General features: G+C 65.6%; 22 protein-coding genes. 14 read left to right on the top strand and 8 right to left on the bottom strand.

Annotated elements, in window-relative coordinates:
- Positions 1–10 precede the first annotated feature (10 nt).
- The 6 genes from ACQY39_RS13695 to ACQY39_RS13670 are packed head-to-tail and all read left to right on the top strand — an operon-like array spanning position 11 to position 5,153.
- Positions 11–1,168 carry a substrate-binding periplasmic protein gene (locus ACQY39_RS13695; protein WP_428507082.1) on the top strand — a complete coding sequence of 386 codons (1,158 nt, stop codon included), beginning with the start codon at positions 11–13 and terminating at the stop codon, positions 1,166–1,168.
- Between the two features lie 9 nt (positions 1,169–1,177).
- Positions 1,178–1,597 carry a PaaI family thioesterase gene (locus tag ACQY39_RS13690; protein WP_428507080.1) on the top strand — a complete coding sequence of 140 codons (420 nt, stop codon included), beginning with the start codon at positions 1,178–1,180 and terminating at the stop codon, positions 1,595–1,597.
- A complete protein-coding gene (locus ACQY39_RS13685; RefSeq protein ID WP_428507078.1) occupies positions 1,594–2,868 on the top strand; it encodes a hypothetical protein in 1,275 nt (424 codons plus the stop codon). Before ACQY39_RS13690 ends, ACQY39_RS13685 begins: the two co-directional genes overlap by 4 nt.
- Positions 2,869–2,885: 17 nt before the next feature.
- Positions 2,886–4,064, top strand: a complete 1,179-nt coding sequence (locus ACQY39_RS13680; RefSeq protein WP_428507076.1) for a substrate-binding periplasmic protein — start codon at positions 2,886–2,888, stop codon at positions 4,062–4,064.
- 44 nt (positions 4,065–4,108) lie between these two features.
- Complete coding sequence (locus tag ACQY39_RS13675; protein ID WP_428507074.1) at positions 4,109–4,654, top strand: LuxR C-terminal-related transcriptional regulator; 546 nt, start codon at positions 4,109–4,111, stop codon at positions 4,652–4,654.
- Between the two features lie 19 nt (positions 4,655–4,673).
- Complete coding sequence (locus tag ACQY39_RS13670) at positions 4,674–5,153, top strand: thioesterase family protein (protein WP_428507072.1); 480 nt, start codon at positions 4,674–4,676, stop codon at positions 5,151–5,153.
- Between the two features lie 5 nt (positions 5,154–5,158).
- On the opposite strand, the gene ACQY39_RS13665 is transcribed toward ACQY39_RS13670, so the two are convergent.
- Positions 5,159–6,409 carry an MFS transporter gene (locus tag ACQY39_RS13665; RefSeq protein WP_428507070.1) on the bottom strand — a complete coding sequence of 417 codons (1,251 nt, stop codon included), beginning with the start codon at positions 6,407–6,409 and terminating at the stop codon, positions 5,159–5,161.
- A gap of 166 nt (positions 6,410–6,575) precedes the next feature.
- Between ACQY39_RS13665 and ACQY39_RS13660 the strand changes: the two genes are divergently transcribed.
- From ACQY39_RS13660 to ACQY39_RS13635, 6 genes are read left to right on the top strand one after another with little or no spacing between them, the layout of a single operon-like run.
- A complete protein-coding gene (locus ACQY39_RS13660) occupies positions 6,576–7,304 on the top strand; it encodes a creatininase family protein (protein WP_428507068.1) in 729 nt (242 codons plus the stop codon).
- A 24-nt stretch (positions 7,305–7,328) separates the two neighbouring features.
- Complete coding sequence (locus ACQY39_RS13655) at positions 7,329–7,814, top strand: protein-tyrosine phosphatase family protein (RefSeq protein ID WP_428507066.1); 486 nt, start codon at positions 7,329–7,331, stop codon at positions 7,812–7,814.
- Positions 7,815–7,816: 2 nt separating this feature from the next.
- Positions 7,817–8,461 (top strand): pseudouridine synthase, encoded by a 645-nt coding sequence (locus tag ACQY39_RS13650; protein WP_428507064.1) that lies wholly within the window; start codon positions 7,817–7,819, stop codon positions 8,459–8,461.
- Entirely contained in the window at positions 8,461–9,081 is a 621-nt protein-coding gene (locus ACQY39_RS13645) for a DUF938 domain-containing protein (protein ID WP_428507062.1), read from the top strand. Before ACQY39_RS13650 ends, ACQY39_RS13645 begins: the two co-directional genes overlap by 1 nt.
- Positions 9,082–9,106: 25 nt before the next feature.
- On the top strand, positions 9,107–9,877 hold the full coding sequence (locus ACQY39_RS13640) for an SDR family NAD(P)-dependent oxidoreductase (protein ID WP_428507060.1): 771 nt from the start codon (positions 9,107–9,109) through the stop codon (positions 9,875–9,877).
- Positions 9,878–9,935: 58 nt separating this feature from the next.
- Entirely contained in the window at positions 9,936–10,889 is a 954-nt protein-coding gene (locus tag ACQY39_RS13635; protein ID WP_428507058.1) for a Tim44 domain-containing protein, read from the top strand.
- Between the two features lie 106 nt (positions 10,890–10,995).
- Here the strand turns inward: ACQY39_RS13635 and ACQY39_RS13630 are convergent, their stop codons facing one another.
- The 7 genes from ACQY39_RS13630 to rpsP form a co-directional block, all read right to left on the bottom strand.
- On the bottom strand, positions 10,996–11,592 hold the full coding sequence (locus ACQY39_RS13630) for a hypothetical protein (protein ID WP_428507056.1): 597 nt from the start codon (positions 11,590–11,592) through the stop codon (positions 10,996–10,998).
- A gap of 259 nt (positions 11,593–11,851) precedes the next feature.
- On the bottom strand, positions 11,852–12,841 hold the full coding sequence (locus ACQY39_RS13625) for a CobD/CbiB family protein (RefSeq protein ID WP_428507054.1): 990 nt from the start codon (positions 12,839–12,841) through the stop codon (positions 11,852–11,854).
- A gap of 28 nt (positions 12,842–12,869) precedes the next feature.
- Complete coding sequence (locus ACQY39_RS13620; protein WP_428507052.1) at positions 12,870–13,556, bottom strand: NUDIX hydrolase; 687 nt, start codon at positions 13,554–13,556, stop codon at positions 12,870–12,872.
- 112 nt (positions 13,557–13,668) lie between these two features.
- Positions 13,669–14,022 (bottom strand): 50S ribosomal protein L19, encoded by a 354-nt coding sequence (gene rplS, locus ACQY39_RS13615; protein WP_263517580.1) that lies wholly within the window; start codon positions 14,020–14,022, stop codon positions 13,669–13,671.
- Between the two features lie 254 nt (positions 14,023–14,276).
- Positions 14,277–15,080 (bottom strand): tRNA (guanosine(37)-N1)-methyltransferase TrmD, encoded by an 804-nt coding sequence (gene trmD, locus ACQY39_RS13610; RefSeq protein WP_428510809.1) that lies wholly within the window; start codon positions 15,078–15,080, stop codon positions 14,277–14,279.
- Positions 15,081–15,157: 77 nt separating this feature from the next.
- Positions 15,158–15,784 carry a ribosome maturation factor RimM gene (rimM, locus tag ACQY39_RS13605; RefSeq protein ID WP_428507050.1) on the bottom strand — a complete coding sequence of 209 codons (627 nt, stop codon included), beginning with the start codon at positions 15,782–15,784 and terminating at the stop codon, positions 15,158–15,160.
- Positions 15,785–16,036 (bottom strand): 30S ribosomal protein S16, encoded by a 252-nt coding sequence (gene rpsP, locus ACQY39_RS13600; RefSeq protein ID WP_263517583.1) that lies wholly within the window; start codon positions 16,034–16,036, stop codon positions 15,785–15,787. It abuts the gene before it with no gap.
- 303 nt (positions 16,037–16,339) lie between these two features.
- Here rpsP and ACQY39_RS13595 point away from each other — a divergent pair, with 303 nt between their 5' ends.
- On the top strand, positions 16,340–16,894 hold the full coding sequence (locus ACQY39_RS13595; protein WP_428507047.1) for an N-acetyltransferase family protein: 555 nt from the start codon (positions 16,340–16,342) through the stop codon (positions 16,892–16,894).
- Positions 16,891–17,343, top strand: coding sequence for an NINE protein (locus ACQY39_RS13590; RefSeq protein WP_428507045.1), 453 nt, complete (start codon positions 16,891–16,893; stop codon positions 17,341–17,343). The genes ACQY39_RS13595 and ACQY39_RS13590 overlap by 4 nt, the downstream gene beginning before the upstream one ends.
- Positions 17,344–17,346: the final 3 nt, after the last annotated feature.

Here is a 17,346-nt window from a genome sequence, read left to right as displayed (position 1 = left end):
CGGAGTGGACATGCCCAGCTGCCTCGCTCAAGGAATGGACCCGGCCCTCGGTCGCAGCACCGCCTCGGGGTGGCTGACTCTGACATCGGCCCTGCTTTTGTGCCTTGCGATTCCCGACCAAGCTTGGTGCGCGGAGGACGTCCCGGCCTTGCGCGTCGCGGTCTCGAGAGCGATCAGCCCGCCCTTCGTCGTGTGGCGAGAGCAGCAAGCGAGTGCCGGCATTGATGTGGAAATTGCGCAAGAGCTGGCGGCCGGGCTCAAAACCCGCGTCGAGTGGGTGGCCTTGCCCAGGCTGCGGATTGAGGGAGCCTTGCTCAGTGGTGAAGCCGATATCGCCTGCAATCTGAGCCCCCTGCAAACTCTGCGCCCCGACAGCTTGCCCCAAAGCTCGCCCCTGTTCGACCTGCAAGACATGCTCAGCGCTCACCCGGATGCGACGGGCGTGGACGCCCTAGAGCAGCTGCCCAATGGCGCTGTGATCGGCACCTTGCAGGGGCAGGCCTACCCGCAGCTCGATGCGCTGTTCCTGCAAGGGCGTGTCAAGCGAGACGATGCGCTCGACGAAGAGCGCATGCTGCGCAAGCTGGCGAAGGACCGCCATCCCTACGGCATCAGCAGTCGCCAGACCTTGAGCTGGTTCAGCAACACGGGTGGCGAGGAGCGGCTGGCGTCCTGGCGCTTGCTGCTGGGTTCGCGCCCCTACCGGTGTACCGTGTCGCCACGGGGGCGATTTGAGGTCAAGCAGTTGCTGGCCGGCCTCGAACAACTGCTCAGCAGCGGCCGTATCGACCAAATCGTAGCCGCCCGAACCGCTCCGGCGCTGGCTGTGGTGGTGTCAGTGCGCAGCCCGGTGCGCGATGTCAGTCGCAGCGCCTTGATCGAGCTGTTCATGGGGAAACGCCAGAACCTGTTGGACGAGGTTCCAACTCTCCCCGTGATGAGCGCCGGGCCTGAGCGCCAGCAGTTCTTTGCGGCCATCCTGAAGCGCGAACCGGCCCAGTACCGCGCGTCCTGGGCCACGCAACAGTTCGGTGGGCGGAGACGCGCACCCACAGAGTTGAGCAGCGCCGAGGCCACCAAAACTTACTTGCAACGCCATACTGAAGCCATCGGCTACCTGCCCCTGGCCTTGGTCGACAGCTCCTTGCGCATCGTCTATCTGCCCTGAAGGAACGCCATGACACCTGCTTCCACGATACAAGCCGCGGACCTGCAAGCCGCCCTGCCGCGAATTTTTGCGCCGTGGATTGCGAACATGGGACTGGAGGTGCTGAGCAGCGCGCCCGGTGAAGTGGAGCTGCGCCTGCCGGTGAAAGCCGAGTTCGTCCATGTCGGCGGCGTGATGTGCGGCCAGGTCGCCATGGCTGCGGCTGACACGGCCATGGTGCTGGCCATGATGGCGGAGCTGGGCGAATTCAAGCCCATGACGACGGTGCAGCTGCAGACCAGCTTTCTGCGCCCGGTCTCGGGGCCGTTCTGCCTGATCCGCGCCAAGGTGCTGCGCAGCGGCAAAAGCCTGGCCTTCGGTAGCATCGACATCCTCAACCCTGACGAGCGTCTGGCCGCCCAGGCCACCACCACCTACGCCCTGCTATGAAGGCGCACTGGTCCTGGCTCGGTCTTCTGCTGCTGGCGGGCCTGGCCCGCGCCGAAGCCGCGAGCGCGGAAGCCGGCGACGAGCTCGGCGACTGGCTCAAGCTGGACGGCTTCGGCACCTTGAGCGCCTATCGCGCCGACGACCCCGTCGCCAGCATGCGGCCCGATGCCCGCAATGCTGCGGCCTCCTTGCGCGACTGGCGCCTGGACGGCGACAGCCAGATCTCGGCCCAGCTGACCGTGAACCCCAACGGCGCCCTGCGCCTGGTCTGGCAGGTGCTGGCCAAGGACGACATCGTGCTGCGCTTGCGCCCGCGCACCGAATGGCTGTATCTGGACTGGGAACCTTCGGTCCACCTCAGTCTGCATGCCGGCCGCCTGGCCCTGCCGGTTTTCCAGCTGTCCGAGACCCGCAATGTGGCCTACGCGCAGACCAATGTGCGCCCCTACAGCTCGCTCTACCACCTGAACCCGATCACCAAGGTCGATGGCCTGGGTGCCGTCTGGCGCCAGCCTGTGGGTGCGGCCGAGCTGAGCCTGGACTGGGTGCATGGGCAGACGCAAGTGGACCTGAGCACCGGCCGGGTCAAGGCCAGCGCCATCAACGCCCTGGCAGCGCAGTGGAAGCAAGGGCCCTGGAGCGTGCGTCTGGGGCGCTCGGACTACCGGCTGGACGCGCAGTTGCCCGGCACCCTGGCCCAGCTGCAAGTGCTGGCCTCGGGCGCCACCGGCTGCAGCAATTGCGCGACCGTGCTGGCCGAACGGGCGCCGGCTCGCGTGCGCGCCGCCATCAACACCGTGGGCGTCAACTTGGAACTCGGTCGCTGGAGCTTCAACAGCGAATGGATGCAGCGCCGCTCCGATTCCATTTTGGTGGCTGACGCCGATGCCTGGTATGCGCAGCTCGCGCACCGCCAAGGCGCCTTCACGCCTTTTGTCGGCGTGGGCCGAACCCGCTTTGTCGAAGCGCCCCTGGGCTTTCAGACACAGGCCGGCGCAGCGCCCGCCGCACAAGCCGCCAACGCCGCCTTTGATCGCTTTTTGCAGAGCGCCAATGGCCGCCGCAGCTGGCAGGCCGGCCTGCGCTGGGACTGCGCCGAAAACCTGGCCCTCAAGCTGCACCTCGAGTGGCTGAAGAACACCCAGGAGATCCGACTCGGCCAGACCGGCAGCATCAGCTACCCGGCCACGCCGCCGATCGGCAACTACCGGGGCCCGGCTTGGGATGGCCATGTGCGCGTCTTGAGCCTGAACCTGGACTTTGTCTTCTGAGCACCGGGCCGCACGCCATGAGCCCAGCCACCGCCCGCACCGCCCGCAAGCCGCTTGGCTACAAAGCCTTTGCCTGGCTCTGGCTGCTGAGCTTGGCGCTGCTCGCGGCGGCTGGCATGGCCGAGGCACAAAGCCGGGCCGAACAGCGGGTCCTGCGTGTGCCGGCCGTGCAATCCTGGTCCGCGCCCTATGCGCTGTACCGTGATGGCGCTCCGGTGGCCGGTATCAATCACGACATCGTCCAAGCCCTGGCAGAACACCTGGGCATGAGCTTGCAGACCCTGGTGCTGCCGCGCACCCGGGTTGATGCAGCCGTCGCGGCCGGTGAGCTGGACCTGCGCTGCCACCTCAGCCCCGACTGGGTGCGCGCGCCCGAGGCCTACAGCTGGAGCCCGCCGCTGTTCGAGTTGGCCACGGTGCTGGTCGGCCATGAATCGGCAGTGCCGGTCTCCCACCTCGACCAACTGCATCGCGGCCAGACCGTGGGCACGGTGCTGGGCTTTGTCTACCCGGGCCTGGAAGAGCGCTTCAGCGACGGGCGCTTGCGCCGCGACGATACCTTCGCAGTCGACCGCAATCTGCAAAAGCTCAAGCTGATCCGTTCCCCCTATGCGGTGGCTGACACGCGCGAGATCGCCTGGCATCTGCGCCAGGATCCCGGCCACCAGTTCGCAGCCTGGCGCCTGCCCATCACGCGCACCGACTACCGCTGTGCCGTGCCTCGCAACGGCCGCATCGAGGCCTCGCTGCTGCTGGCCGGTTTCGAACGCCTGCTGGCCAGCGGTCAGATTGAGCGCATCGTTCGCAACTACAGCCCGCCGCAGCCGGTGCTGGTGATGGCCGCGAACAGCGCCGTGCAGCAGCTGAGTCGGCAGCAGATCAGTGCCTTGTTTCTCGGCGAGATGCTGGAGCTGCCTGGCGGCGGGCGGGCGGTGCTGGGCAGCCTCGGCGGCGCCTTGCGCCAGGAGTTCTTCAGCCAGGTGCTGGAAAAGGACGCCGCCCAACTCAAGGCCATTTGGTCGCGCATGACCTTCAGCGGCCGCGGCCGAGCACCGCGCGAATTCAGCACGGCCGCGGCCCTGCGGGCCTGGCTGGTCAGCACGCCGAACGCCCTGGCCTTTCTGGACAGCAGCAGCCTCGATCCCACGCTGAAGGTCGTCTATATGCCAACGCCCCCCTCAGCGGCCAGCCCCTGAGCCTGGCTGAGCCACAATCGCGCCCTTGCACCCACGGCTCCCTCATGCCTCTCGACTACCGCACCGCCTTCGAGCTGGCACCGATCGGCCTGCTGCTCTCGGCCCAGCGCCTGATCCAGGATTGCAACCAGCAGCTGCTGGACATCTTCCAGGCGCCGCGCTCGGCCTTGATCGGCAAGAGTCTGGAGCTGCTGTACCCCAGCGTGGTCGAGTTCGAGCGCACCGGAGAACGCATCGTCGCCAGCCTCGACGCCCAAGGCTGCTACGCCGACGACCGGGTCATGCGCCGCTTGAGCACGGGCCAGTTGTTCTGGTGCCATGTCTCGGGCCGGGCCCTCAAGCCCGACGATCCCCATGCGGAAGGGATCTGGAGCTTTGCCGACTTGTCCGCCCATCGCCAGCTCAAGGCCGAGCTGACCCCACGCGAACGCGAGATCGCCGCCCTGCTGATTGAAGGCCTGACCAGCAAGCTGATCGGCCGCCGCCTGGCCATCAGCCCGCGCACGGTCGATGTCTACCGGGCGCGCTTGATGAAGAAGTACGGCGCGGCTTCAACGCCGGACTTGGTCCACAAGCTGCTGGTCATCTGAATCCGCCCACCACCACCCTATGAAGCAAAACCCTGTGCGCAGCATCTTCGACCCCGAGTTCACCGAGCGCCTGTGCGAGATGTTCGAGCGCCAGATCTGCTTCAACCAGGTGCTGGGCCTGCAGATCGAATCGCTGGCCGCTGACGCCGCCAGCGCCAGCCTGCTGATGCGGCCCGAGCTGATCGGCCATTTCACCCACCAGCGCCTGCATGGCGGGGTCATCAGTGCCACACTGGATGCCATGGGCGGCCTGGCCGTGATGGCCGCCATCGGCGCGCGGCATCCGCTTGAGAGCGCCGAGGCCCGCCTGCAGCGCTTTGGCAAACTGGGCACCATCGACCTGCGCATCGACTACTTGCGCCCCGGCCATGGACCCGCCTTTCGCGCCACGGCCCAGGTGCTGCGCCTGGGCAGCCGGGTGGCCTCCACTCGCATGGAGTTCTTCGACGTTGAAGGCCGTCTGATCAGCTGCGGTGCCGGCGCCTACATCGTTTCCTGAACCTCTTACGGTCGGGCCGCTTCACGCCGCGCCAGGCGCAGCAGCAGCAAGGACGCGGCCACGCAGCAAACGCCGCCCAAGCCCATGATCCAGCGCGTGGACAGCAGGGCCAAGCCACCGCCGATCACCGCCATCAAGACATTCGACAGGCAGAACACCGTGGACAGCAGGCCCATCACCCGGCCCTGGCCATGGGCTGCAAAGCGCTCGGACATCCAGGCCGGCAGCACCGCGTTGTAGAGCGCCAGCGGCAAGCCCAGACTCACGATGGCGGCCAGGCCCAAAGGACCGGGCAACAGCACCAGGCTGCTCAGGCCCAGGGCCGCGCACAGCGCCAGCAAGGCCGCCCGCCGCAGCGGCCGGCGACTGGCCGGCAAGCGGCCCGCCACCACGCTGGCCGTGGTCATGGCCGCGCATTGCGCCGCCGTCACCCAGGCGATGCCGGCGCTGCCCAGGCCCATGTTCTCCAGCATCCACAGCGGCGCGAACTCATACAGCGCATTGACGCCCAGGCAGTAGAGCAGCTGCAGCGCAAACAAGGCTGCCAAGACCGGATCGGCACGGAGCAGACCCAAGACCTGCTGCTCGCGCAGCTGGCGCCAGAAACCCGGCTGTGGGGCGCCGCTGGCCGCTGGCGCCGGCCGCCAATCGGGCACCCACAGCGTCAGCACCAGCAGGCAGGGCAACATGGCCAGCCCGGCCAGCAAAAAAGGCACGCTCTCCCCAAGCGGCAGGGTCAGGCCACCGACCAAGGGGCCCAGCAGCCAGCCCATGTAGAGGCAGGCATTGAGCCAGGCAAAAGCCTGCGTGCGGTCGATCTGCTCATGCATATCGGCCAGCAAGGCGCGCGCCACCGCCACATTGCCTTCGGTCAGGCCGGTGATGAAGCGCGCCAGCACGAACAGCAGGTACCAGCGCTGACCGAGAGCGAAGGCGGTCAAACCATAGCTGAGTAAGGTGGCGGTGATGGTCACGGCCAGCACACGGCGCCGGCCATGGCGATCGGACAGCGGGCCGATGAAGAGATTGCCGATCAGGATGCCGAGCGGATTGGCCGCCAGCGCCAGCCCCATCAGCAGGCGCGGGTCCAGGCCGGCGAAATGGGTGAAATCATCGACCGGCCCGCCGACAAAGATCGGCGCCAGGATGGGATAGGGCAAGGCCATGCCCACCGTGCTCATCAAGGACAGGGCGCAGATGGCCAGCAGCACCCAGCGGGGGTGGCGAATGGCAGGCGCAGCGGCAGGTGGGCTCATTCAGAAACGTGGGAACAAGAAGGAAGAAGGCAAGGGCCCGCAGCAAGAACGCGGCCGCCATCATGGCAGCTCGGGCGCGCGAAGCGTCGCTTGCAGGGCACAATCGCCACGCCTTTCGCCCTGCCCTTCACCACCTTTCGCTCCCCTCCTCTTCTCTTCTCAGCTCATGCGCATCAAAGACTGCAACTGGTCCATGGTCGAGCGCTACCTGCGCCAGGACGACCGCGCCGTGCTGCCCCTGGGCAGCGTCGAGCAGCACGCTTTTCTGTCCCTGGCCGTGGATGCCATCCTGGCCGAAGAGGTGGCGACGGCGGCGGCCGAGCCGCTGGGTGTGCCCGTTTTTCCGGCCCAGGCCTACGGCGTGACGCCCACCTACATGGCCTACCCCGGCACCATGAGCTTGCGCCTGGAGACCCTGTTGCAGGTCTTGCGTGACCTGATCGGCTCGCTGCACCAGCATGGCTTTCGCCGCATCGTCATCGTCAACGGGCATGGCGGTAACAACGGCGCGGCCGCCCTCTTGCAGGCCTTGGGCGCAGAGCTTCCTGGCATCCAGCTCAAATGGCACAACTGGTGGGCCGCGCCGCGCACCATGGCTTTTGTGCGCGAGCAAGACCCGCAGGCATCGCACGCCAGCTGGATGGAAAACTTCGAGGGCCTGACCCGCCTGCCCGGCGTCGCCCTGCCCGATGCACCCAAGCCTCTCGTCGACTACGCGCGCATGGCCTTGATGGACCCGAAGGCCAAGCGCGCTTACTTAGGCGACGGCTGCTACGGCGGCCACTACCTGCAGCCACCCGAGGTGATGGAGCGACTCTGGACCATCGCTGTGCAAGAAACCCGCGATATCCTCGATGGCCCCTGGTTGAGCATCACTTCGGCCCCTCAGGGCTGAGCCCTCCCTGTTTCTCTTGACGCCATGCCTTTTCGTCCCGTCCCCGTCCCCGATCTGGGCAGCCCAATCCCCGGCCGCCTGTGGCTGCAGTCCATGCCCGGCCGGCTGGAATCCTGGCCCGCCTTCCTTGACGAAGCCCGGCTGCGCCAGCTGCATTTGGTGGTCTGCCTGAATCCGCTGGAAGAAGTGGCCCAGCTCTCACCCGGCTATCACAAGGCGATCGCAGAGGGCCGGTTGCCCTTCAGATGGCAGCACCTGCCCATGCGCGACTTCGGCCTGGGCGCCGACCCGCAAGCCTTCCGCCAAGGCGTGGAGCAGATCGCCCACAGCCTGGTGCTGGGCGAGCAGGTGTTGCTGCACTGCGCCGCCGGCATCGGCCGCACCGGCACGGTGGCCGCCTGCGTGCTGAAAAGCCTGGGGCTGCCGCGTGAAGCGGCCCTGTCCACCGTGCGCGCGGCCGGCTCCAACCCGCAATCGGCCCTGCAGTCGGGCTGGGTGGACCAGTTCTGAGCGTGAGCCCGGCACCGTTTCTGGACCCGTTTCTGAATCTCTTCGCCGAGCGCGACGAAGCCTTGCTGCTGAATAAGCCAAGCGGCCTGCTGTCCGTGCCTGGTCGTGGCGAAGACAAGCAAGACTGCGCCATCCACCGCGCCCAGACCCGTTTTCCCGAAGCCCTGATCGTCCACCGCCTGGACATGGCCACCTCGGGCCTGCTGCTGCTGGCCCGTGGCCCCGACTGGCAGCGCCGCCTGAGCCTGGACTTTGCCGAGCGACGTGTGCACAAGCGCTATATCGCGGTCGTGCGTGGCACCCTGGCGTGTGGCGAGGGCTGGCAGCTGATCGACCTGCCCTTGATCACCGATTGGCCGAAGCGCCCGCGCCAAAAAGTCTGCTTCGAACACGGCAAGCCCTCACAGACCCGCTACCGCATGCTTGGCCATGAGCTGCACGAGGGGCAGGCCTGCACCCGTGTCGAGCTGGAGCCCATCACCGGCCGCACCCACCAATTGCGCATGCATATGCTGGCCATGGGACACCCCATCGTCGGCGATGCCTTGTACGCACCCGAAGACCCGGCTCCGCGTCTGCTGCTGCACGCCTGCCACCTCAGCCTGCCCGAACGCGGCTGGTGTTTCGATTGCCCACCGGAGTTTTGATGTCCTCAACCCTGCCCGACTCGCCCAGCGCCCTGCACTCGCCCGCCGCTGAGCGCAACAAGCAGCCCCTGCTGGAGGCCTTGCAGGCCCTGCTGCCGCCCAATGGCCGGGCGCTGGAGATCGCCAGCGGCAGTGGTCAGCACATCGCCCATTTCGCGGCAGGCCTGCCCGGCTGGCACTGGCTGGCCTCCGACCCTTCGCCCGAGGCCCGCGCCTCCATTGCCGCCTGGTGGCCACAGGGCCCGGCGGCCCTGGCGCTGGATGTACAAAACAGCGACTGGGACCTGCCCGCCGAGCATCTGCCGTTGGATTTGATCCACTGCGCGAACATGCTGCACATCTCGCCCTGGTCCAGCAGCGCCGCGCTGTTTCAGGGTGCGTCCCGGCATCTGGCCGAAACAGGCCTGCTGACGGTCTACGGCCCCTTTGTCGTGCCGAGCGAGCCGACGGCACCCAGCAATCTGGCCTTCGATGCCGATTTGCGCAGTCGCAACCCCGCCTGGGGCCTGCGCAGCCTCGACGAAGTGCAGGCCTGCGCGCACGACGCCGGCCTGCAGCTGCGTCAGCGCCTGAAGCTGCCGGCCAACAATCTGCTGCTGGTGTTTGCACGCCAGGCCTGAATTCCACCCACTGTTTGGAGCCGCCATGACTGCCCCCCAAGAACTCTTCATCATCACCGGCGCCTCGCGCGGCATGGGCGAGGCCATCGCCCTGCAGCTGCTGGCGCCCGAGCACCAGGTGATTGGCATTTCACGCGGCCGCAGCGATGCCTTGCAGCGTGCGGCAGAAACCCGTGGCCTGGCTCTAGAGCAATGGCAGGCTGATCTGGCCGAACCTCTGGCCGCTGCCGAACGCCTGCTGGCCTGGTTGGAGCAGCAGGATCTGGCCCGTTTCCAGCGCGCCACCTTGATCAACAACGCAGGCGTGGTCAGCACGCCCGGCCCCGTGGACGGCGTGCCACTGGCCGAGCTGTCCATGGCATTGCGAGTGGGCTTGGAGGCCACGCTGCTGCTGAGCAGCGCCTTCTTGCGCGGCACGGTAGCCCTGGGGTCGAACCGACGCATCCTCAACATTTCCTCCGGCCTGGGTCGCCGCGCCATGGCCGGCAGCGCGCCCTACTGCGCGGCCAAGGCCGGCATGGACAACCTCTCCCGCGCCATGGCGCTGGACGAAGAAGCCAAACCCGCCGGACAGGGCGCAGCCATCGCCTCTCTGGCGCCCGGCATCATCGACACCGACATGCAGTTGCAGCTGCGCAGCGCTGACCCGGCCAAGTTCCCCAACCAACAGGTGTTTGCCGACTTCAAGAGCGGCGGCCAGCTGATGAGCCCTGAGCAAGCAGCCACAAAGATTGTGGGCTTTCTGAACACACCCGGCTTTGGCTCTACAGTCATCGCCGATGTGCGGGATGCTTGAAGTTTCGTTCATGCCCCCCATCTAGCGACCAGGCCGTTGTCGGCCGCAAGGAGATTTTGTGAAACGTGCTTTTTTGTCTGCCCTGATCGCCCTGACCGCAGTCTCGGCCCTCAGCCTGACGTCCTTCGATGCCGAGGCCAAACGCCTGGGCGGCGGAGGTTCGGCCGGCATGAAGCGGACGACCCCAAGCCAGAGTGACGCCGGCAAAGCCAGCCCGCCAGCCCAACAGGCTGCGCCCGCGCCGCAACAAGCGGCTCCTGCTGTGCCTGCCGCTGCCGGCGCCGCAGCCGCTGCGCCCAAGCGCAACTGGATGGGCCCGATCGCTGGCCTCGCGGCCGGCTTGGGCCTGGCTGCCCTGGCCAGCCACTTTGGCATGGGCGGAGCTCTGGCCAACATCATGACCATGCTTTTGATCGGTGGCGCGGTGCTGCTGCTGGTGACCTTCCTGATGCGGCGCTTCGGCGGCGCCAAGGCCCAGGCGCCGGGCATGCAATACGCTGGTGCCGGTGCAGGCAATGGCAGCGGCAACAACATGCCCATGCCCATGCCCTTCCAGACAGCGCAGCCAAGCCCCGCGCAGCAGCCGGCCTCGGTGACCCCACTGGCAGCCGTGCAGACCGCCCCAGCAGCACAGGCAGCGGCCGGCAACAGCGAAGACGCGGCCTTTGAGCAATTGGCCAAGCGCGTCTTCATCCGACTGCAAGCGGCCAATGACGCTGGCGACCAGACCGACCTGCGCCGCTTCACGACGCCCGAAATGTATGGCGCCGTGCAGCAAGAGCTGCTGGACCGCAAGGGCGCGGTACAACGCACCGATGTGCTGCAGCTGGACGCTCGTGTGATCGAGCGTGTGCAGGAAAACGGCCAACAAATCGTCAGCGTGCGCTTCTGGGGCTTGATTCGCGAACAGAGCGAGGCCGCCGCCGAGAATTTCGACGAGGTCTGGCACTTGGTTCGCCCCCTGGACGAAAGCCGCGAGTGGGCGATTGCAGGTATTCAGGCCACGGCCTGAGCGCTTGTAGGGTCCCGCCCATCGACCGGGGCCCAACACATTCGAGCAAGCAAACAAAAGGCCCGCAGCTGCGGGCCTTTTTCATGGTCGCTATGGGAGCGTATCGTCAGTAGCTGCGGCCACTGCGGGCCACATCCTCATAGGCCTTCAGTTCGACCAAGGTCTGGCGCCGGGTGGCCTCAGCGGCCGACTCCGGCTGCGCCGACTTCTTGCCGTCCAGCGTCGGGTAGTTGAAGTCATAAATCTTGCGCTCCATCACATCGACGGCGCCGTCCTGATTGGCATCGGCTTCATCGAAGTTGGGCGTACTCAGGTCCGCCTGGGTTTGCTTGGCGTTGCCAGCGGCACCACCAGCCACCTTGCTGGCAGACTCGTCAGTGGTGCTCGCTGTGGCGACTTGAGCGCTGGAAGGGTTGTCAGCGGGAAGGCTGATAGGGGCGGAATCCTTGTCGGGCGATGCCTCTTGTGCCACCGCGGGTGTGCTGGGTGGGCTCTGTGGCCCCTGACGGACGGGAGCCGCTTGAGCGCGACGCGCGCCTTCGCTGGAGATGGCCACCACGGCGGACTCGGCCTCGCTCAAGTTGGTTTCCAGCTTGGCGGGCAGGCTGCGCCGCCGCTGAACTTCATCGCCGACGCTGGCACGGGAGGGCACCGCCGGGGCAGCGCCGGGAGACTCATTGAGACTTGAAACTGCGTTGATCATGGCAAACCTCCACGAGAGAGACTTTGCAGGGCTGGCCTACCCAAGGCTGGATCTGAAGCAACAGACCGCACAGCAAGCGACCAGTACATGTGAAGGATTTCGACAACTCCTTCACGCAACTTGAATGCATCCACTTTAATGCTTGAAGGCAGCGACTGCCCAATCATGTCGGGTCCGCGGGCCCGCAATCACCGAAAACAAGGCAAAAAAACCAGCCAATCCGGCCCTTGCGGCGAAGCGCCGCCAAGAAACCGCAGTTTCAACCGACCAGATTGGCCAGCGTCAACAGAGCCAGCAAGAGCATCCACAGGACGACCGAACGCCAGATCAGGCCGACCACGCTTTGCAAATGGCCGAACTGGGCCGGCTGACCCGGCGTGCTGCCATCGGCTCGGGTGGCGTCGGCATCAACGCCGGCCTCAAAAGTCTTGCTGCGATCTGGCGTCACGCCGGGCGCCGCAACACCCCCCAATTGCAGACCCAATGCACCGGCGGCCGAAGCCAGGATGATGCCTTCGTTGGGATGCAGCCAGAGGCCGGCATCACGGCGCCAGCCGTTCACAGCCTCTTCGAAATTGCCAACGATGGTGAAGCCGGTCGCGGTGAAACGGGCCGGCAAATAGTCGATCCAGCCAAACAAACGGCGCGACAGCAACATCAGGCGCTCATTGGTTGGTGCGTCCAGCGTGCGGCTTTTGAAGGCCCAGTAGCGGCTGGCAAACTCGGCCATGCGATACAACACGGCCCCCGCCGGGCCCAAGCCCAGCGTGGACAAGACCACAAACCAGAAGAACACGCCGAACACATGGCGGTGCGCAGCCAGCAGGGAATGCTCGATCGCGTGGCGAACCAGTTCGGTGCGCGGCAGCTCGCTGGCGTCGAGATGGCGCCATTCCGACAGAAGACGTCGCGCTTCTTGATCGTCGCCCCGCTCCAGTGCGTCACGGATGTCTGTGAAGTAGTGACTGAACTGGCGGAAGCCCAAAGTCAGATAAAGCACCAGGACATCGAGGGCCAGAGCCAGCAGCACGCTGAAGTGATGCACGGCCAAATAGACCGCCGAGGTCAGCAAGGCCGGCCCCAGCGCCGTGATCGCCCAGACCACCGACGCATGATGCTCGTCACCGGCGTCGAAATTGCGCCCGGTCCAGCGCACCCAGCTGATCACGCCATGATGGATGCCATTGCCATGGCGCAAAGGTTTGAGCTGCTCGCACAGCAATGCCAGAAGGACCGCGAAGAAGTTCATGGGCCGGGATGATAGCGGGCGCAGTTGCTCAGGCTGAAAGGAAGCGGTAGAAGTTGCGCAGAATCGCGGCCGTCGCGCCCCAGATGAAGTCGTCTCGTTCGCCCGCCAGGCCGGACCAGGGCATGGACAGGAACTGTCGCTGCCCGCCGGCAAACTCGAAGTGATGATGGCGGTGGTGGGCCGGCGTCATCAGAAACTGCAGCGGCACCTCAAAGGCCTCGTCGACCTCGCCATGATCCAGGCGCAGCTCGAAGCCGGTCTGCACCAAAGCGACCACGGGCGTGACCAGAAAGGAAGTCACCGTGGTGTAGATCGGCAGGCTTCCCAGCACCTCGATGTGCCGGCGGGCCAGACCAATTTCTTCTTCGGTTTCCCGCAGTGCCGTGGCTGAGGCATCTGGGTCCGAGGCTTCGGTCTTGCCGCCCGGCAGACTGATCTGTCCGGCATGGTTGCGCAGATGCTCGGTACGCCGGGTCAAAAGCAGATGCAGGCCGTCAGAGCGTTCCACCAGGGGCAGCAACACGGCAGCTGCAGCGGGCTCGCGCTCGCTGAAGCGGCCGCCGTCGCCCGCCAACTCGGGCTGCCAGGTCGGCGGCCGGGCAAAACGCTGCCGCAGTGCAGTGGCTGTCAGGCGGTCCCCGGCCACCGGCGGCAGATCCGAGTCGACCTGCGTCACAGGCACGGCGCGGGGGTCAAGAATGGGAGCTCGGCTCATGGCATCAGCATAAGGTCTGGCAGGGGCGACACCGGCCGGGTAGCAAACGAAAATCGGGCAAAAAAAAGCCGCCCGAAGGCGGCTTTTTCGTCGGGAAACCCAGTTGCCTGGATCAGCCCAACTTTTCCTTGATACGTGCCGACTTGCCCGAGCGGTCGCGCAGGTAGTACAGCTTGGCACGGCGCACATCGCCGCGGCGTTTCACTTCGATCGAAGCGATCAGCGGGCTGTACAGCTGGAACGTACGCTCCACGCCTTCGCCGTTGGAGATCTTGCGCACGATGAAGCTGGAATTCAGGCCGCGGTTGCGCTTGGCAATCACGACGCCTTCGAATGCCTGCACGCGCTTGCGAGTGCCTTCAACGACGTTGACGCTGACGATGACGGTGTCGCCAGGGCAGTAAGTCGGGAATGTCTTGTTCAGACGAGCAATTTCTTCTTGCTCAAGGGTTTGGATCAAGTCCATGTGGTTCTCCATGTGATCGTGGCGGCGCCGACGCTTTGTGGTCTCACTTGAAACCCAAAGACTGCTGAAAATGGCGCCGGTGGCGTCGGGTCATGTGCCAGAGCGATTTGCGTTCCCGCAACTCGCGACTTGAGCGCACTTCCTTGTTTCACCGGCATGTGGGATCAAGGAACTTTGCAGCTTTTGATCTCACCTCGACCCGCCAGAGGATCGGACAGCCCGCCATTATAGCGCGCTTTTGCCGTGATCCAAACTCAGGGCGCAGGAGCACTCGATGAAGCGGCCTGAAGCTGTGATAGATATCGCTCGTCGGCCTTGCTCAAGCGCCCTGCCGCGCGCGCCGCAGTGATTAGATCCGGGCGGCGGCGCAGGGTGATTTCAAGCGAGCGTTCACGGCGCCAGCGGGCAATCTGCGCATGGTGGCCGGACATCAGCACCGCGGGCACCGGCAGGTCCTCGACCTGACCCGGCAAGCCACTCAGTACTCCGGGCCGGCTGTAATGCGGGCAGTCAAGCAGGCCATCGGAAAAACTATCCTGCACATGGGACTGGGCATCATTGAGCACACCCTCTTGCAGGCGCGCTACGGCATCAAGCAGGGCCAGGGCCGGCAGTTCGCCGCCGGACAGAACGAAGTCGCCGAGACTCAGCTCCAGCGTGACATGGCGATCCAGAAAGCGCTGATCCATGCCCTCGTAACGGCCACAGAGGAGAGCCGCACCGGGCCCTGCCGCAAGCTCCTGCACCAAGGCCTGATCCATGCGCCGCCCGGTGGGGCTGAAGTGGATGATGGCCGGCGCAGCTTCCGCCACAGCCGCCTCCTGCCGCGCCACCTTGGCAGCAGCAAGTGCGCGCTCCAGCGGCTCGGCCAGCATGACCATGCCCGGCCCACCACCGAATGGGCGATCGTCGACGCGGCGGTAGTTGTCGCTGGCGTAATCGCGCAGCTGCCACAGATGGACATCGACCTGACGGCTCTCGAAAGCACGGCGTGTCACGCCCTGACTCAGGTGCGGACCGAACAGTTCGGGAAACAAGGTCAGGATGTCGAAGCGCATGGCGGACAGATGGCCGATGGCCGAAACAAAGAAGCCGACAGCAATGGATGCGGCGACATGTCTGCGCCGCAACGGACTCAGTAGTCCAGGCCCCAATCAACCGTGATCTGACGCTGCTCGAGATCGACATCGTCGACGAAGGCAGCCACAAATGGCACGAGACGCTCTTGATCGGGCTTGATCGGCGCAGTCAGCCCGGGCGGCATGATGCGCAGCACGCTGTGCGGGCCAGCATCGATCAGACCGAGCACTTCACCCAAGACCTCGCCTTGGCGGTTGCTGACGCTCAGGCCAATCAGGTCCACCCAGTAGTACTCATTGGGGTCGGCAGCCGGGAAGGCCGAGCGCGAGATGAAGATGCGCGCGCCGCGCAGCGATTCGGCCGCGTTGCGATCCGCGTAGTCCTGCGCGTTGGCCACCAGGCCCTCGCCATGCTCGCGGATCGAGAGAATTTTCAGCAGGCGCGGCAAGGGCTTGTTGACCTTGACCACCGCCGGCGCGTTGCCCTCGGGCGCACGGAGAAACCAGCGCCGCGAGGAAAACAAGGCCTGGGCATCGCTGGAGTAGGCTTGCACCTTGAACCAGCCCTTGACGCCCCAGGCATCAAGAATGCACCCAACTTCAACCGCGTCCTCGGGCCAGGCCAGCTCGTCGGAACCGACGGGGGCGGAAGCGCGCGGATCGGAGCCGGGTGTTCTCGACATTTAGACCGCAGCCTTCTTGGCTTCGGTCACCAGACGCTCAACGGTCGGCGACAGCTGAGCACCCACGCCCACCCAGTAGCTGACGCGGTCGATGGCGACGCGCAGGGATTCAGCAGCACCGGAAGCGACCGGGTTGTAGAAACCGACCTTCTCGATGAAGCGGCCGTCACGGCGCTGGCGGCTGTTGGCCACGACGATGTTGTAGAAGGGGCGCTTCTTGGAGCCGCCGCGAGCCAGTCGAATAACAACCATGATGTTTCCTATGAATCTATTGCATCCATCGCACCAGGAGACACTCAGGGCGAGTAGATCGGGGTGGCACCAAGTCGCATCAACCGCTGACCGCACGCTGTGCTTTTGAAGTGCGCATCCCAAGGATTGCACTGCACAATGCGCTGCCCGCTTTGTTGTTGAAACCGGCTGCCGTGGATGGCCCTGTAGATACGCCGCACTTGACGCCCTTGTTGCCCACGAAATGCGAGCCGCAATGACAGATAAGTTCGACCAAGGCCAAAACCCAGCATTATAAACTCGGCTCAACCGATCTCTAACGATATGCCCGCAGAAAAAATCACAAACAAGCCAGGTACCCTGACCCTGCGCCCCAGCACGGAAGCCGACCTCCCCGCCATCCAGGCCATTTACGCCCATGCTGTGCTGCACGGCACCGGCACATTTGAAACCGAAGTGCCCGACCATGCCGAAATGATGCGCCGCCGCAGCGAGGTGCTGAGCCGCGGCCTGCCCTGGCTGGTTGCCGAGCGCGAAGGCGAGTTGCTGGGCTATGCCTATGCCAACTATTTCCGCCCGCGCATGGCCTACCGCTTCTGTCTGGAGGACTCCATCTATTTGCGCCACGACAGCCAGGGCCTAGGCTTGGGCCGCTTGCTGCTGGCCGAGCTGATGGCGCGCTGCGAAGCGCTGGGCGCTCGCCAGATGCTGGCCGTGATCGGCGACGCCGACAACCTCGGCTCCATCGGCCTGCACCGTTCCCTGGGCTTCACAGACACGGGCGTTCTGAAAAGTGCGGGTTGGAAATTTGGCCGCTGGCTGGATGTGGTGCTGATGCAGCGGCAGCTCGGCCTCGGCGACACAGGCAGCCCGGAATGAGCGGCACCGTTCACTACAAGTCCAAGACCGTCGCGACCTGGCTGGCCTTGCTGCTGGGCAGCCTGGGCCTGCATCGTTTCTATTTGTACGGGCTCAGCGATCGCCTGGCCTGGCTGCACCCCTGGCCCACCCTGCTCGGTCTCTATGGCTTGCAGCGCATGGAGCTGCTGGGCCAAGACGACCACCTGAGCTGGCTCCTCATGCCCTGGCTGGGCCTGATGCTGGTCAACGCGATGATTTGCGGCATCGTCTATGGCCTGACATCCGACGAGAAATGGGACGCACAACACAACCCAGGGCAGCGCGGACAGGCCAGCGGCTGGGCGGCAGTGATTGGCGTCGTGGCCTGCGTTTTCATCGGCGGCATCTGTCTGATGACCACCATCGCCTTCAGCGCCCAGCGCTACTTCGAGTCCCAGGTCGAGGCAGCCCAGGAAATCAGCCAGTAACCG

It is taken from the genome of Roseateles sp. (assembly GCF_965262435.1).
Lineage (GTDB): Bacteria > Pseudomonadota > Gammaproteobacteria > Burkholderiales > Burkholderiaceae_C > Paucibacter_A.
The sequence above is the reverse complement of the archived record's forward strand: the minus strand, read 5'-3'. Positions and strand labels throughout refer to the sequence as shown.